The sequence below is a fragment of the Ectothiorhodospira mobilis genome (genome assembly GCF_016584115.1).
GTDB classification, from domain to species: domain Bacteria; phylum Pseudomonadota; class Gammaproteobacteria; order Ectothiorhodospirales; family Ectothiorhodospiraceae; genus Ectothiorhodospira; species Ectothiorhodospira mobilis.
In genome coordinates, this window is sequence record NZ_NRSK01000024.1 from 1 (window position 1) to 13,250 (window position 13,250).

At 70.0% G+C, this 13,250-nt stretch carries 16 protein-coding genes and 1 pseudogene; 4 read left to right on the top strand and 13 right to left on the bottom strand.

Translation table 11 applies throughout. The features are described 5' to 3' along the window. Positions 1 to 147: 147 nt before the first annotated feature. The gene (locus CKO33_RS09855) at positions 148 to 666 is read left to right on the top strand and encodes an FHA domain-containing protein (RefSeq protein ID WP_200182024.1); all 519 of its coding nucleotides are present in this window, start codon (positions 148 to 150) and stop codon (positions 664 to 666) included. Positions 667 to 675: 9 nt separating this feature from the next. On the opposite strand, the gene gpmI is transcribed toward CKO33_RS09855, so the two are convergent. The 10 genes and pseudogenes from gpmI to hisB form a co-directional block, all read right to left on the bottom strand. Then, a complete protein-coding gene (gene gpmI / locus CKO33_RS09860; protein ID WP_200182026.1) occupies positions 676 to 2,244 on the bottom strand; it encodes a 2,3-bisphosphoglycerate-independent phosphoglycerate mutase in 1,569 nt (522 codons plus the stop codon). 87 nt (positions 2,245 to 2,331) lie between these two features. After that, positions 2,332 to 3,117 (bottom strand): annotated as a pseudogene (gene tatC, locus CKO33_RS09865) (twin-arginine translocase subunit TatC); the annotation flags it as partial. Further along, the gene (tatB, locus tag CKO33_RS09870) at positions 3,110 to 3,478 is read right to left on the bottom strand and encodes a Sec-independent protein translocase protein TatB (RefSeq protein ID WP_200182029.1); all 369 of its coding nucleotides are present in this window, start codon (positions 3,476 to 3,478) and stop codon (positions 3,110 to 3,112) included. The pseudogene tatC and the gene tatB, both read right to left, overlap by 8 nt. Positions 3,479 to 3,523: 45 nt before the next feature. Beyond that, positions 3,524 to 3,817: a Sec-independent protein translocase subunit TatA gene (gene tatA, locus CKO33_RS09875; RefSeq protein ID WP_200182030.1), complete on the bottom strand. Its 294-nt coding sequence runs from the start codon at positions 3,815 to 3,817 to the stop codon at positions 3,524 to 3,526. A gap of 109 nt (positions 3,818 to 3,926) precedes the next feature. Further along, positions 3,927 to 4,247, bottom strand: a complete 321-nt coding sequence (locus CKO33_RS09880) for a phosphoribosyl-ATP diphosphatase (protein WP_200182032.1) — start codon at positions 4,245 to 4,247, stop codon at positions 3,927 to 3,929. Continuing rightward, on the bottom strand, positions 4,240 to 4,644 hold the full coding sequence (hisI, locus tag CKO33_RS09885; RefSeq protein ID WP_200182034.1) for a phosphoribosyl-AMP cyclohydrolase: 405 nt from the start codon (positions 4,642 to 4,644) through the stop codon (positions 4,240 to 4,242). Before hisI ends, CKO33_RS09880 begins: the two co-directional genes overlap by 8 nt. Positions 4,645 to 4,717: 73 nt before the next feature. Further along, positions 4,718 to 5,488 carry an imidazole glycerol phosphate synthase subunit HisF gene (hisF, locus tag CKO33_RS09890; RefSeq protein WP_200182036.1) on the bottom strand — a complete coding sequence of 257 codons (771 nt, stop codon included), beginning with the start codon at positions 5,486 to 5,488 and terminating at the stop codon, positions 4,718 to 4,720. A gap of 1 nt (position 5,489) precedes the next feature. Next, entirely contained in the window at positions 5,490 to 6,227 is a 738-nt protein-coding gene (gene hisA / locus CKO33_RS09895) for a 1-(5-phosphoribosyl)-5-[(5-phosphoribosylamino)methylideneamino]imidazole-4-carboxamide isomerase (protein ID WP_200182038.1), read from the bottom strand. A gap of 22 nt (positions 6,228 to 6,249) precedes the next feature. Beyond that, the gene (hisH, locus tag CKO33_RS09900) at positions 6,250 to 6,897 is read right to left on the bottom strand and encodes an imidazole glycerol phosphate synthase subunit HisH (protein ID WP_200182039.1); all 648 of its coding nucleotides are present in this window, start codon (positions 6,895 to 6,897) and stop codon (positions 6,250 to 6,252) included. Positions 6,898 to 6,930: 33 nt separating this feature from the next. Continuing rightward, on the bottom strand, positions 6,931 to 7,524 hold the full coding sequence (gene hisB, locus CKO33_RS09905; protein ID WP_200182098.1) for an imidazoleglycerol-phosphate dehydratase HisB: 594 nt from the start codon (positions 7,522 to 7,524) through the stop codon (positions 6,931 to 6,933). A 268-nt stretch (positions 7,525 to 7,792) separates the two neighbouring features. Between hisB and fnr the strand changes: the two genes are divergently transcribed. Further along, positions 7,793 to 8,563 carry a fumarate/nitrate reduction transcriptional regulator Fnr gene (gene fnr / locus CKO33_RS09910; protein ID WP_200182041.1) on the top strand — a complete coding sequence of 257 codons (771 nt, stop codon included), beginning with the start codon at positions 7,793 to 7,795 and terminating at the stop codon, positions 8,561 to 8,563. A 19-nt stretch (positions 8,564 to 8,582) separates the two neighbouring features. On the opposite strand, the gene dtd is transcribed toward fnr, so the two are convergent. Together dtd and pip are read right to left on the bottom strand one after the other, a co-directional pair. After that, positions 8,583 to 9,035 (bottom strand): D-aminoacyl-tRNA deacylase, encoded by a 453-nt coding sequence (gene dtd, locus CKO33_RS09915; RefSeq protein WP_200182043.1) that lies wholly within the window; start codon positions 9,033 to 9,035, stop codon positions 8,583 to 8,585. Next, positions 9,032 to 9,988, bottom strand: coding sequence for a prolyl aminopeptidase (pip, locus tag CKO33_RS09920; protein WP_200182045.1), 957 nt, complete (start codon positions 9,986 to 9,988; stop codon positions 9,032 to 9,034). Before pip ends, dtd begins: the two co-directional genes overlap by 4 nt. Positions 9,989 to 10,420: 432 nt before the next feature. On the opposite strand from pip, the gene CKO33_RS09925 reads away from it, so the two are divergent. Beyond that, a complete protein-coding gene (locus tag CKO33_RS09925) occupies positions 10,421 to 11,203 on the top strand; it encodes a tRNA 2-thiocytidine biosynthesis TtcA family protein (protein ID WP_200182047.1) in 783 nt (260 codons plus the stop codon). Then, positions 11,200 to 12,072 carry a lysophospholipid acyltransferase family protein gene (locus CKO33_RS09930; RefSeq protein WP_200182049.1) on the top strand — a complete coding sequence of 291 codons (873 nt, stop codon included), beginning with the start codon at positions 11,200 to 11,202 and terminating at the stop codon, positions 12,070 to 12,072. Before CKO33_RS09925 ends, CKO33_RS09930 begins: the two co-directional genes overlap by 4 nt. On the opposite strand, the gene CKO33_RS09935 is transcribed toward CKO33_RS09930, so the two are convergent. Next, positions 12,057 to 13,247 carry a GGDEF domain-containing protein gene (locus CKO33_RS09935; RefSeq protein ID WP_200182050.1) on the bottom strand — a complete coding sequence of 397 codons (1,191 nt, stop codon included), beginning with the start codon at positions 13,245 to 13,247 and terminating at the stop codon, positions 12,057 to 12,059. The genes CKO33_RS09930 and CKO33_RS09935 overlap by 16 nt on opposite strands. Between the last annotated feature and the right edge of the window lie 3 nt (positions 13,248 to 13,250).

Here is a 13,250-nt window from a genome sequence, read left to right on the forward strand (position 1 = left end):
GCATGGGGTTGACCATGGAATACAAGGGGTCTTGGGCCGATGCTAACACGGGCGGGGGGGATGGCAAGCCGGGCCGGCCATGGGTCCGCGCCAAGGGCATGGGCTATACTCCGGCTCCGGTTGACGCCAGGCCCGGAGGGGCGACCCATGGACACCAGACGCAGGGGGGAACGACGCCGCTACCGCGGCCGGCCGGTATACCCGTTCCGGGACCGGCACGGGGAATGGGTGACCCAGAACCGGCGCCGGCTGGTGGAACGGCGCGGCAGCGGCGTCCCGGCCCCCGGGGTGTCGGATACCCCCGCACCGCCCCGGCGCCCCGGTGGCGGGGACAGCCTGCTCCTGCATCACCGGGATGCAGTGATCCACGTGTCCGCGGAGCGGCGGGACCCCTTCCTCATGGGTCGGCGCCGCAGCTGCGACCTGGTGATCCCCCAGGGGCACATCTCCCGGGAGCATGCCCTCATCATCCACCGGGACGGGCAGTTCGTGCTGCTGGACCAGAGCCTGAACGGGACCTTCCTGCAGGGCCCCGGCGGCGAGGTGCGGCGGGTGCATGCCGGGGAGGCGGTGCTGCAGGGGTCGGGCTACCTCAGCCTGGGCCGCCCCCTGGGGGAGAACGGCGAGGACCTGGTGTACTTCTATTGCAGGACCGCCCTGTCCTGACGGGACGGATCAGGCCCCCTCCCCGTCCCCCGCCGGCGGGATCTCCTCCAGCAGCAGCGAGCGTCCGGTCATCTCCCCGGGCTGCTCCAGGCCCATGAGCTGCAGCACCGTGGGGGCGATGTCGCTGAGTCCACCGCCGGTGCGCAGGCGCCACTGGGAGCGGTCGATGATGGTACAGGGCACCGGGTAGGTGCTGTGCTGGGTGTGGGGCTCGCCGGTGGCCGGGTCGATGAGCTCCTCGCAGTTGCCGTGGTCGGCGGTGAGCACCACCGAGTAGCCCGTCTCCTCGGCCGCGTCCAGCAGCCGCCCCACCTGGGTGTCCACCGCCTCCACGGCGGCCACCACGGCCTCGTACACGGCGGTGTGGCCCACCATGTCGCCATTGGCGAAGTTCACCAGGATGAAGGCGTACTGGCCGCTGCCCATGGCCTCGATGACCGCATCCGCCACCTGCGGCGCGCTCATCTCCGGCTGCAGGTCGTAGGTGGCCACCTTGGGCGAGGGGATCATGGCGTGGTCCTCACCGGGGAACGGTTCCTCCCGTCCGCCGTTGAAGAAGAAGGTGACGTGGGCGTACTTCTCCGTCTCCGCGCAGTGAAACTGCCCCAGGCCCCGGTCGCTGAGCAGCCGCGCCAGGGTCATCTGCGGGCGCTCCGGGGGGAAGGCCACGGGCAGACCGAAACGCTCGTCGTAGAGGGTCAGGCAGGTGACGGTTACGGGCTCGAACCCGCCCCGGTCGAAGGCATCGAAATCCCCCTGGCTCAGGGCGGCGGTGAGCTGCCGCGGCCGGTCGTTGCGGAAGTTGAAGAACAGCACCGCATCGCCGGAGCGGATGAGGCCGTGGCGGTCCACCACCCGCGGGCGGATGAACTCGTCGGTCTCCCCCGCCTGATAGGCCGCCTCGATGGCGGCGCCGGCGCTGCCGGCCTTCTCCCCCCGGCCGTGCACCAGGGCATCGAAGGCCAGCTGTGTGCGCTCCCAGCGCCGGTCCCGGTCCATGGCGTAATAGCGGCCGCTGACGGTGGCGATGCCGCCGCCCGCCGCTTTGAGCAGGGACTCCAGTTCCGGCAGGTAGCGGGGGGCGGACTTGGGCGCAGTGTCGCGGCCGTCGGTGATCATGTGCACCACCGGCCTGACCCCCTTCCGGCCGCACAGGCGCACCAGGGCGTGCAGATGCCGGGTATGGCTGTGCACCCCGCCGTCGGAGACCAGGCCCACCAGGTGCAGCGGACGCCCCGCCTCCCGGGCCGCGTCCAGGGCGGCCTTCAGGGCGGCGTTGTCTTCCAGGCCGCCGTCGGCGATGGCGTCATCGATGCGCACCAGGTCCTGGCGGATGACGCTGCCGCAGCCCAGGGTGAGGTGGCCCACCTCGGAGTTGCCCATCTGTCCGTCCGGCAGGCCCACCGCCCGCCCGGAGGCCTCGACCAGGGTATGGGCATGATGGGAGAGGCAGGCATCCAGGCGCGGCGTGGCGGCGTCGTGGTAGGCGTTGTTCAGCTTGCCCGGGTTGACGCCCACGCCATCCATGATGATCAGCAGCGTGGGGCGGCGGGGGGGATTCATGGACGACTGCGTCATTCAGGTGTCCTGTCTCTGGGTGTTGCGGCGTTCCTCGGCCTCGGCCCGGTCCAGCTCCTCATCCAGTTCGGACCCGGAAAGGGGGCGATCGGTTTCATCCCCGCCGCCCGCTTCCCTTTCCCGCTGCCGCACCAGCATGCGGGCCAGGAGGATGCCGATCTCGAACAGCAGCCACATGGGCAGGGCCAGCAGGGTCTGGGAGATGATGTCGGGGGGCGTGAGGATCATCCCCACCACGAACACCCCCACGATGACATAGGGGCGCTTGGCCCCCAGCTGCTTCGGGGTGGTGATCCCCATGGCCACCAGCAGGATGGTGGCGATGGGCACCTCGAAGGCGATGCCAAAGGCCAGAAACAGCAGGATGACGAAGTCGAGATAACGGGAGATGTCCGTCATCACCGACACCCCCGCCGGGGCCGACGAGGTGAAGAAGGCAAAGATCAGGGGGAAGACCACGTAGTAGGCGAAGGCCATGCCCAGATAGAACAGCAGCGTGCTGGAGATCAGCAGCGGCATGGCCAGGCGTTTCTCGTGGCGGTACAGCCCCGGGGCGATGAAGGCCCAGGCCTGGTAGAGCAGGAAGGGCACCGCGATGACGATGGCCAGCATGAGCACCAGCTTGAAGGGGATGAGGAACGGCGCCGCCACCTCGATGGCGATCATGCTGGTGCCTTCCGGCAGGTGCACCATCAGGGGGCCGGCCAGGAAGGTGTAGATGTCGTTGGCGAAGGGGAACAGGGCCAGGAAGATCACGAGGACGGCCAGCACCCCCTTGAGCAGGCGGGTGCGCAGTTCCACCAGGTGGGACAGCAGGCTGCCGCCGCCGTCGCCGGTGCCTTCCTTTTCCGGGGTATCGCTGGATTCAGTCATCTCGGGCCTTCGCTGGCGTTTCGCCGGGAGGCGTGTGCCCCCCGCTGCGCGCACCGGCCTCACGGGCCGCGGATTCCGCCTTGTCCTGCGCCTGGTGGACCTCCCGGCGCAGGTCCTGTTCCGTGTCCTCCATCATGGTCTTGAGGCGGTGGATCTCCTTTTCCTGGTCCTCCAGCATGCGCCGGAGTTCGTCGGCCTTGATCTCCTGCTCGATGTCCGAGCGCACGCTGGTGACGAACTGCTTGATCTTGCCCACCCAGCGGCCCACCTCACGGGCAAGGCGGGGCAGGCGCTCCGGGCCCACCACCAGGAGCGCCACCAGGCCCACCACGACCAGTTCCCAGAATCCGAAATCGAACATGCCGTTGCGTCCGCCGCGGGGATGGAGGAGGAGGCCCGCCGGGGATCAGTCCCGGCGCGGCGCATCCCCGGTGGCCTGTTCCCGGGTCGCTTCCTCCCGGGTCACCTCGGCGTCGAAGACGCGTCCGCCCTGGTCCTCCAGGGGCCGGGTGGCCTCCTGCGTGGCGGAGTCGCCCTTGTCCTCGCCCTCGGCCTCGCCTTCCTTCATGGACTGCTTGAAGTTCTTGATGGCGCTGCCCAGGTCGCCGCCCATGTTGCGCAGCTTCTTGGTGCCGAACAGCAGGACCACGATGACCAGGATGATGAGCAGTTGCCAGATGCTGATGCCGCCGATACCCATGTCTTGCCTCCTGAGGATGTCTTGGGGTGCCGCGTGGGGGTCGCGCGTTCCGGGAACCCGACCCGGGGTTATACCAGATAACGGGGGGCGGGCGTGAGCGGGGAGCGGATCAGCCCCCGCGGCGGGCCTTTTCCTCCAGGCCCGAGAGGCCGAAGCGCCGCTCCAGCTCCGCCAGGACCCGTTCCGGGCCCAGGCCCTGATGGGCCAGCAGCACCAGGGTATGGAACCACAGGTCGGCCAGCTCGTGGATGAGCGGATCCGGCTCGCCGTTCTTGGCGGCGATCAGGGTCTCCGCCGCCTCCTCCCCCACCTTCTTGAGGATGACGTCCAGGCCGCGGTCATAGAGGCTGGCCACGTAGGAACTCCCGGGGTCGGCGCCCTTGCGCTCCTCCAGGACCCGGGCCAGCTGTGCAAGCACGCGGTCACTCATGGCCCGCCCCCTGGGTGTAGATGGCCTCGGGATCGCGCAGCACGGGGTCGGCCTCCACCCAGGCGCCCGCCTGCAGGCGGCGGTAGAAGCAGCTGTGGCGGCCGGTATGGCAGGCGATGCCGCCCTTTTGCTCCACCTCCAGCAGCAGCACGTCGCCGTCGCAGTCCAGGCGCAGGTCGTGCACCACCTGCACGTGCCCCGAGGATTCCCCCTTGTGCCAGAGGCGGCCCCGGGAGCGGGACCAGTACACCGCCTCCCCCAGCTCCAGGGTGCGGCGCAGGGCGTCGCGGTTCATCCAGGCCATCATCAGCACGCGGCCGCTGCCCCGTTCCTGGGCAATGGCGGGCACCAGGCCCTGGTCGTTGAATCGGATCTCGTCGAGGGGGTCTTGGGTCATCTTCGCTCGCGCGGGCGGGCCGTGGGGATGGGCTGCATTCTATCGGCCGGGCGCGCGTCGCCACAAGGCGGGGTCAGAGGCGCACCTCCACCCCCTGACGGGCCATGAAGCGCTTGGCCTCGCCGATGCTGTGCTCGCCGAAGTGGAAGATGCTGGCGGCCAGGACGGCGTCGGCGTGGCCCGCGGTGACCCCGTCCACCAGGTGCTGCAGACCGCCCACGCCCCCGGAGGCGATCACCGGCACGCCCACGGCGTCGGCCACGGTGCGGGTGAGTTCCAGATCGAAGCCCGCGCGGGTGCCGTCCCGGTCCATGCTGGTGAGCAGGATCTCGCCGGCGCCGAGTTCCACCATGTGCCGGGCCCAGTCCACGGCGTCCAGGCCCGTGGGTTTGCGCCCGCCGTGGGTGAAGATCTCCCAGCGGGCCGGTTCCCCGGGGGCGGAGACGCGCTTGGCGTCGATGGCCACGACGATGCACTGGGAACCCACCCGCTCGGCGGCCTCGCGCACGAACTCCGGGTTGAACACGGCGGCGGTGTTGATGGAGACCTTGTCCGCGCCGGCGTTGAGCAGGCGGCGGATGTCCTCCATGCGGCGGATGCCCCCGCCCACGGTGAGGGGGATGAACACCTGGTCGGCCACCTGTTCCACCACGTGGACGATGGTGTCGCGCTCGTCGGCGCTGGCGGTGATGTCCAGGAAGGTGATCTCGTCGGCGCCCTCGGCGTCGTAGCGCCGGGCCACCTCCACCGGGTCGCCGGCGTCGCGGATGTCCACGAAGTTGGTGCCCTTGACCACCCGGCCGCGGTCCACGTCCAGGCAGGGGATGATGCGCTTGGCCAGCATGTCAGTCCGCGTTTCCGTCGGCCAGGGCCTGGGCCGCGGCCAGGTCGATGCTGCCCTCGTAGAGGGCGCGGCCGACGATGGCCCCGGCGATGCCCTCCCCGGCCACGGCGCACAGGCGGCGGATGTCCTCCATGCTGGTGACCCCGCCGGAGGCGAACACGGGCACGTTCACCGCCCGCGCCAGGTTCACCGTGGAATCCACGTTCACCCCCTGCATCATGCCGTCCCGGGAGATGTCGGTGAAGATGATGCCGGCGACCCCGTCCTGCTCGAAGTGGCGCGCCAGGTCGGTGACCTCGTGGTGGGAGAGCTTGGACCAGCCGTCGATGGCCACCTTGCCGTCGCGGGCGTCCAGGCCGACGATGATGTGACCGGGGAATTCCAGGCACAGGTCGTTGACGAAATGGGGGGCGGTCACCGCCTTGGTGCCGATGATCACCCACTGCACGCCGGCATCCAGATAGACCTGCACGGTGTCGTCGTCGCGGATGCCCCCGCCCACCTGCACCGCCAGGTCCGGGAAGTGCTCCACGATGCGGCCGATGATGCCGGCGTTGCGCGGCCGCCCGGAGACGGCCCCGTCCAGGTCCACCAGGTGCAGGCGGCGGGCCCCGGCCTCCACCCAGCGGGCCGCCACCTCCAGCGGGTCGTCGGAGAAGACGGTGGAGTCGTCCATGCGCCCCTGGCGCAGGCGCACGCATTTGCCTTCTTTGAGGTCGATGGCCGGAATCACCAGCATGATCAATTCCCCTGACTGAGCATCAGATGGCGCCGTCCCACTGCATGAAGTTGGCCAGCAGGGCCAGCCCCGGGGCGGCGCTCTTCTCCGGATGGCATTGGATGGCGAAGACCTGGCCCGCGGCCAGGGCCGAGGCGAAGGGACGGCCGTAGTCGGTGGTGCCCGTAACCACACCCTCGTCGTCGGGCACCACGTAGTAGCTGTGCACGAAATAGAAGCGGCTGTCCTGGGGGATGCCCGCCCAGAGGGGATGATCCCGGGTCTGATGCACCTGGTTCCAGCCCATGTGGGGGATCTTCAGGCGCGCCCCGCGGGCATCGGTCATGGTGTCGTCGAAGCGGCGCACATGGCCAGGGATCAGCCCCAGGCAGGGGGTGCCGCCGTTCTCGTCGCTGTCGTCCATGAGCACCTGCAGCCCCATGCAGATGCCCAGGAAGGGCCGGGTGGCGGCCGCCTCCTGCAAGACCGGCCCGAGGCCGCGTGCCCCCAGGGCCGCCATGCAGTCCCGCGCCGCCCCCTGGCCGGGAAAGACCACCCGGTCCGCCGCGAGGATGTCCGCCGCGCGGTCGGTGAGCTGCACGCGCACCCCGGGCGGTGCGGCATGCTCCAGGGCACGGACCACCGAGTGCAGGTTGCCCATGCCGTAATCGACCACTGCCACGTGCTTCATCGGGGACGGCCTTCGGGGATCATGCCAGCGGCGTCAGAGGGTGCCCTTGGTGGAGGGGGTGATGCCACCCATGCGCGGGTCCGGCTCGGCGGCCATGCGCAGGGCGCGGCCGAAGGCCTTGAACAGGGTCTCGGCCACATGGTGCGCGTTGCGCCCGCGCAGGCTGTCGAGATGCAGGGTGACGCGGGCGTGGTTGACAAAGCCCCGGAAGAACTCCTCGAACAGCTCCACCTCGAAGTCGCCGATACGGTCCCTGGGGAAGTCCACGTGGTACTCCAGGCCGGGGCGGCCGGAGAAGTCCACCACCGCGCGGGAGAGGGCCTCGTCCAGGGGCACATAGGCGTGGCCGTAGCGGCGGATGCCCTGCTTGTCCCCCAGGGCGGCTCCCAGGGCCTGGCCCAGGCTGATGCCGATGTCCTCCACGGTGTGGTGGGCGTCGATATGCAGGTCCCCCTCGGCGGAGACGGAGAGATCCATGCAGCCATGGCGCGCCACCTGGTCCAGCATGTGGTCCAGGAAGGGCACGCCGGTGGCGAGCCGCGCGCTGCCCGTGCCGTCCAGGTCCAGCTGGACCCGGATCCGGGTCTCCAGGGTATCTCTGCTGATCTGGGCGCTGCGGGGGGTCATCGCTGAGGCCATGTGCGGTCCATCGGGAAAGTTTATCACAACGCCGGGCGGGCGGTGGGGAACAAAATCACGGTCTTCTTGTCTCCCCTCGCCGGCTTCGGGTAAGGTGCCGAAACGGTGTGATTCGTCCATCGGCGCTGAGTGCGCGGCCGGCCCCGCAGAACGGGACGGCCCCGCCGGGGCAGGCAGATCCGGTTCGGCAAGGGACCGGGATCCGCTCACCGCCCCGCGGCAGCCCGCTCAACGCCCAAGGAGTGGTTGAAAACGCATGTCCGCCCCGAAGATCCTGGATCTTGGCAGTCTCAAGCATGCCTGCAAGAGCTGCAGCCTGCATGACCTGTGCCTGCCCCTGGGGGTCGGCGACGAGGAGCTCCAGATGCTGGAGCGCATCATCAGCCGCCGCAAGCCGCTGCAGCGCCGGGACCACCTCTATCGACCGGGCGAACCCCTCCATGCCATCTATGCCGTGCGCTCCGGCACGGTGAAGACCTACACCCTCACCGACGACGGCCAGGAGCAGATCACGGGCTTCCACCTGCCCGGGGAACTGCTGGGGCTGGACGCCATCAGCGACGGCGTGCACCCCTGCGCCGCCCGGGCCCTGGAGACCACCAGCATCTGCGAGATCCCCTTCGACCGCCTGGAGGAGCTCTCGGTACGCATCCCCGGGCTGCAGCATCAGCTGTTTCGCATCATGAGCCGGGAGATCCAGACCGACGAGCATTTCATGATGCTCCTGGGCAAGAAGTCCTCCGAGGCCCGCCTGGCGGCCTTCCTCATGAGCATCTCCACGCGCCTGGGAATGCGCGGTTTCTCGCGCACGGAGTTCAATCTCACCATGTCCCGCAACGACATCGCCAACTACCTGGGCCTGGCGGTGGAGACGGTCAGCCGCCTGTTCACCCGCTTCCAGAGCCTGGGACTGACCCAGGTACAGCGCAAGTTCATCACCATCCACGACCTGGAAGGGCTGCAGGCGGTGGCCGGGGCCCACCCCGTGGAGGAACCCCAGAGCAACCGGGGATGCCCCGGACCCTAGGCGACGTACTTCCGGGGGGTCACGACCCCGGCGGCGGCACCCGCAGCCAGAAGGTCACCGGGCCGTCGTTGCACAGACTCACCTCCATATGGGCACCGAAGCGCCCCGCCGCCACCCGCGGCCACGCCTCCCGGGCCCGGGCCAACAGCGCCTCGAACAGGCGCCGCCCCTCCTCGGGCGCTGCCGCCGGGGTGAAGCTGGGGCGGTTGCCCTTACGGGTGTCGGCGGCCAGGGTGAACTGGGGCACCAGCAGCAGCCCCCCGCCGGTATCCCGCAGGGAACGGTTCATACGCCCGTCCCCGTCCTCGAAGACGCGGTAATCCAGCAGCCGCTGCAACAGGCGCTCCCCCTGGGGCGGACCGTCCCCCCGCTCCACCCCCACCAGCACCACAAGCCCGGGGCCGATCCCCCCGACCACGTCCCCGTCCACCTCCACCCGGCCGTGGCGGACCCGCTGCAGCAGACCGATCATGAAAGGCGCTCCGCCATCTCCCGGGCGGCCGCCACCAGGCCCGCAGTGATGGCGGGTTCCCCGGCCGAGTGACCGGCATCAGGGACGATGTGCAGTCGCGAATCCGGCCAGGCCGCGTGCAGCGCCAGGGCCTGGTCCACCGGACAGATGAGGTCATAGCGTCCGTGCACGATGATCCCCGGGATCCCCGCCAGGCGGTGGGCCCGGCGCAGGAGCTGGTCCGGTTCCAGGAAGGCGCGGTGGGCGAAATAGTGGCTCTCCAGCCGGGCCAGGCTCAGGGAGAGGAAGGGATCGCGGAAATGGGAGACCACCCCGGGATCGGGCACCAGGGTGGCGGCGCGCCCCTCCCATTCCGACCAGGCCCGGGCCGCGGCCATGCGTCCCAGCTCATCCTCCCCGGTGAGCCGGCGGTAGTAGGCCGCCACCGGATCGCCCCGCTCCTCCGGGGGCAGGGGGGCGAGGAAATCCTCCCAGTGATCCGGCAGGAGACGGTTGGCCCCCTCCCGGTAGAACCAGGCGATATCCCGGTCGCGACAGAGGAAGACCCCCCGCAGGATCAGGCCCAGCACCCGCTGGGGATGGGCCTGGGCGTAGGCCAGGGCCAGGGTGGACCCCCACGACCCCCCGAACAGCACCCAGCGCCGGATACCCAGTTCCTCACGGATGCGCTCCATGTCCGCCACCAGGTCCCAGGTGGTGTTGTCCTCCAGGCTGGCATGGGGCGTGGAACGCCCGCAGCCGCGCTGGTCAAAGAGCACCACACGGTAGACCTGGGGATCGAAGAAGCGCCGGTGCCAGGCATCGCAGCCGGCACCGGGACCGCCGTGCAGGAACACCACCGGCAGACCGCCCGGATGACCGCACTCCTCCACATAGAGGCGGTGCACGGCATCCACATCCAGGTGCTGGCTGCGGTAGGGACGGATGCCGGGAAACAGGGGATCGGAGGACATGCTCACCTTCGGTGACCGGCGCTGGCCGGTATTTTCAGGGGCGTGGCCCCGACCGCTTCATGATACAGGATCGTGACTCAGGATCCTGCGCACAGATCCCAAAACCGGGTCCGGGAAGGGGCAAAGACGGCATGTAGGAAAATCCCTACAGAAAAAACCGCCGGCAACCCCGAAAAGGGGCCCAACAGGCGGTATGCCGCCCCGCGGGCCTGTGGAATCATATTCCCCGTGGTGCACGAGGCACCCGCCAGGGATCCTGGATCTCCGGTACGAGGGACGCGTCCCGGCCAGGCGTGGAATGACTCCACCCGGATTCAAGGACGGGAACTTCAATCACCTGTCAGGATGACCTCACCCCCCGCCAGGGATGGCGGGGGGTTTTTTTTATCCGCCGCTTGTCCGCGACCGGACCGCTGGGTATCTTCCCGGCCCATGTCCGCCGAACACGCCCCCCAGCCCCCCCGATCCCTCCTCCGCGCCGCGGGCCGGGCCATCGGGGATTTCCATATGATCCGCGACGGGGACCGCCTGCTCCTGGGCCTCTCCGGCGGCAAGGACTCCCTCACCCTGCTGCACCTGCTGCGTTATTTCCAGCGCTGCGCCCCCGTACGCTTCGAACTGGGGGCCGTCACCGTGGATCCGCAGACGGGCCTGGGGGACAAGCGCGCCCTGATCCCCTATCTGGAGGCCCTGGAAATCCCCTACCACTACGCGAGTGAGCCCATCCTGGAGCGGGCCCGTCGGCACATGGACAACCACGCCTACTGCGCCTTCTGCTCGCGCATGCGCCGCGGCCTGATCTACACCACCGCCCGGGAACACGGCTACAACGTGGTGGCCCTGGGCCAGCACCTGGACGACCTGGCGGAGAGCTTTCTCATGAGCGCGTTCCAGGGGGGGCGGCTCAAGACCATGAAGGCCCACTACCGCATCCAGGAGGGGGATCTGCGGGTGATCCGGCCCCTGGTGTACGCCCGCGAGCGCCAGATCGCGGACTTCGCCCGGGGGGCCGGGCTCCCGGTACAGGCGGAGCACTGCCCGGCCCGGGGCCGGGACACGGCGCCCATGCGCCCGCGCATGAAGGCCCTGCTGGCGGCGGAGGAACGCCACAACCCCCGCCTGTTCAAGACCCTGGTGCGCACCCTCATGCCCCTGATGTCGACAGGCCTGGAGGAGGTGGAGCGTCCCCCGGCGCAAGGGGGGGAGACCTCATGACCCAGGCCCTGGTGCAGGCGACCTTCGCCCTCCTGGCCCGGCTGCCACTGCCCCTGAACCACGCCCTGGGGGCCTGCCTCGGCTGGTGCACGTGGGCCCTGCCCACACGCATGCGCCGCATCTCCCTGGCCAACCTGGAGCGCTGCTATCCCCAGGCCACCCCCCGCTGGCGGCGGCGGGTGGCGCGGCGCAGCCTCATGGAGACGGGCAAGGCCCTGACGGAGGCGCCCTGGCTGTGGCGGGCCGGGCCGAAGCGGATCCGGCGCCTGTTGCAGCAGGGCGAGGGGGAGGACCACCTGACGGCGGCCCTGGCCCAGGGCCGGGGGGCCTTCTTCGTCTCCCCGCACCTGGGCAGCTGGGAGTTCGCCGGACTGCACGCCACCGGCTTCGGCCCCATGACCAGCCTCTACCGCCCACCGCGGCTGCAGGCCCTGGACGTCCCCCTGCGCGCGGCGCGCCAGGCCACGGGGGCCCATCTGGTACCCACCGACCGCAGCGGCATCCGGCGCATCCGCCAGGCCCTGGCGCAGGGGGGCATCGTCGGGCTCCTGCCGGACCAGACCCCCAAGGGGGGCGGCGGGGTGTTCGCCCCCTTCTTCGGCCGGCCCGCCCTCACCATGACCCTGCTGCCCCGGCTGGCGGGTCCGCGGCGCATCCCGGTGGTGTTCGCCTTCGCCGAGCGCCTGCCCCGGGGGCGGGGCTACCGCTACCACTGCATCCCCGCCCCACAGGCCCTCTACGATCCCGATCCGGAGATCGCCGCGGCGGCGCTGAACCGGGCGGTGGAGACCCTCGTTCGCCGCTGCCCGGAGCAATACGTCTGGAGCTACCGGCGCTTCGCGGCGCGGCCGCCTCAGCCGCCGGCCTGAACCTCCAGGGTGGAGATGCGCAGCCGGTCGCGGCCCGCGTCCTTGCTGGTATACAGGGCGGCATCGGCCCGGGCCAGCAGCGACTCCAGCACCTCATCCGGGGTCATCTGCTGTGCCGGCGTCTCCATCGACAGGGCGCAGAGGCCGATGCTCGTGGTCACGGCCAGGGGTTCGCCCTTGATGGACCAGCGCAGGTCCGCCACCACCTGGCGCACGCGCTTGCCCAGCTTCATCGCCCCCTCCAGGTCCGTGGCCGGCAGCAGCAGGACGAATTCCTCGCCGCCGAGACGGGCGAGGACATCCCCCTCCCGGATGAGGGAGCGTACGCGGTGGGACACATCCCGCAACACCCGGTCCCCCACGGAATGGCCGAAACGGTCGTTCACCTGCTTGAAGTAGTCCAGGTCCAGCACCGCCACCGCCAGCGGCTCCGCGGAACGCAGGGCGCGGGCGACCAGGATGCGGGCCTCGGCGAAAAAATAGCGGCGGTTGTGCAGCCCCGTGAGTTCATCCATCACCGACAGGCTCTGGAACCGCTGTTGCAGGGCACGGGATTCCCCCAGGGCCGCCTCCAGCTCCCGGGTGCGCTGACGCACCTGATCCTCCAGCTCGTTCATGTAGCGCCACTGGCTCAGCAACTGGCCGAGGAAATGGGCATAGAGGGTGAGCAGGCGCTCCTCATCGGGGCCGAAGGCATGGGCCTCGGCATGGGAGACGTTGAGCACCCCCAGGACCTGGCCGGATACCGGGATGGGCACGCAGATCAGGCTCCCCGCCCGGGAGGCCTCTTCCGCCCCGGGCAGGGCCAGGAAGGCCGGATCGTTGGCACAGTCGCTGGAATACTGCACCTCCCCCGTCTGCAGGGCCCGACCCAGGATCCCCTCGTCCAGATCGAAGGCATGGCCGCCCTCGCCGTCCCGCCCCGGCCCCACCAGTTCCGCCCAGCTCAGACCCGCCGCGTTCACCAGCCGGCTCCCCTCCCGCAGGAACACCGAACAGCGGCACATATCCCGGTTCTCCAGAAGGCCCTGCAGGGCCTTGGAGAGCATGCGCCGCCGGTCGGTCATGGCGGGATTCACCTCCGAGAGCTGGTGCAGGGCCGAAAGGAAGTCCAGCAATTGCACCAGGCGCCGGTTGGTCTCCCGGTAGGCCTCGGCGAAGGGTTTCAGATCCATGGC

What these genes read in the sequence shown, in the direction of transcription:
- CKO33_RS09935 (WP_200182050.1), bottom strand. Translation starts at nt 13,247, where the DNA reads ATGGATCTGAAACCCTTCGCCGAGGCCTACCGGGAGACCAACCGGCGC.
- dtd (WP_200182043.1), bottom strand. Translation starts at nt 9,035, where the DNA reads ATGATCGGTCTGCTGCAGCGGGTCCGCCACGGCCGGGTGGAGGTGGAC.
- hisF (WP_200182036.1), bottom strand. Translation starts at nt 5,488, where the DNA reads ATGCTGGCCAAGCGCATCATCCCCTGCCTGGACGTGGACCGCGGCCGG.
- hisA (WP_200182038.1), bottom strand. Translation starts at nt 6,227, where the DNA reads ATGCTGGTGATTCCGGCCATCGACCTCAAAGAAGGCAAATGCGTGCGC.
- CKO33_RS09930 (WP_200182049.1), top strand. Translation starts at nt 11,200, where the DNA reads ATGACCCAGGCCCTGGTGCAGGCGACCTTCGCCCTCCTGGCCCGGCTG.
- hisH (WP_200182039.1), bottom strand. Translation starts at nt 6,897, where the DNA reads ATGAAGCACGTGGCAGTGGTCGATTACGGCATGGGCAACCTGCACTCG.
- fnr (WP_200182041.1), top strand. Translation starts at nt 7,793, where the DNA reads ATGTCCGCCCCGAAGATCCTGGATCTTGGCAGTCTCAAGCATGCCTGC.
- CKO33_RS09925 (WP_200182047.1), top strand. Translation starts at nt 10,421, where the DNA reads ATGTCCGCCGAACACGCCCCCCAGCCCCCCCGATCCCTCCTCCGCGCC.
- hisB (WP_200182098.1), bottom strand. Translation starts at nt 7,524, where the DNA reads ATGACCCCCCGCAGCGCCCAGATCAGCAGAGATACCCTGGAGACCCGG.
- tatA (WP_200182030.1), bottom strand. Translation starts at nt 3,817, where the DNA reads ATGGGTATCGGCGGCATCAGCATCTGGCAACTGCTCATCATCCTGGTC.
- CKO33_RS09880 (WP_200182032.1), bottom strand. Translation starts at nt 4,247, where the DNA reads ATGAGTGACCGCGTGCTTGCACAGCTGGCCCGGGTCCTGGAGGAGCGC.
- hisI (WP_200182034.1), bottom strand. Translation starts at nt 4,644, where the DNA reads ATGACCCAAGACCCCCTCGACGAGATCCGATTCAACGACCAGGGCCTG.
- CKO33_RS09855 (WP_200182024.1), top strand. Translation starts at nt 148, where the DNA reads ATGGACACCAGACGCAGGGGGGAACGACGCCGCTACCGCGGCCGGCCG.
- tatB (WP_200182029.1), bottom strand. Translation starts at nt 3,478, where the DNA reads ATGTTCGATTTCGGATTCTGGGAACTGGTCGTGGTGGGCCTGGTGGCG.
- gpmI (WP_200182026.1), bottom strand. Translation starts at nt 2,244, where the DNA reads ATGACGCAGTCGTCCATGAATCCCCCCCGCCGCCCCACGCTGCTGATC.
- pip (WP_200182045.1), bottom strand. Translation starts at nt 9,988, where the DNA reads ATGTCCTCCGATCCCCTGTTTCCCGGCATCCGTCCCTACCGCAGCCAG.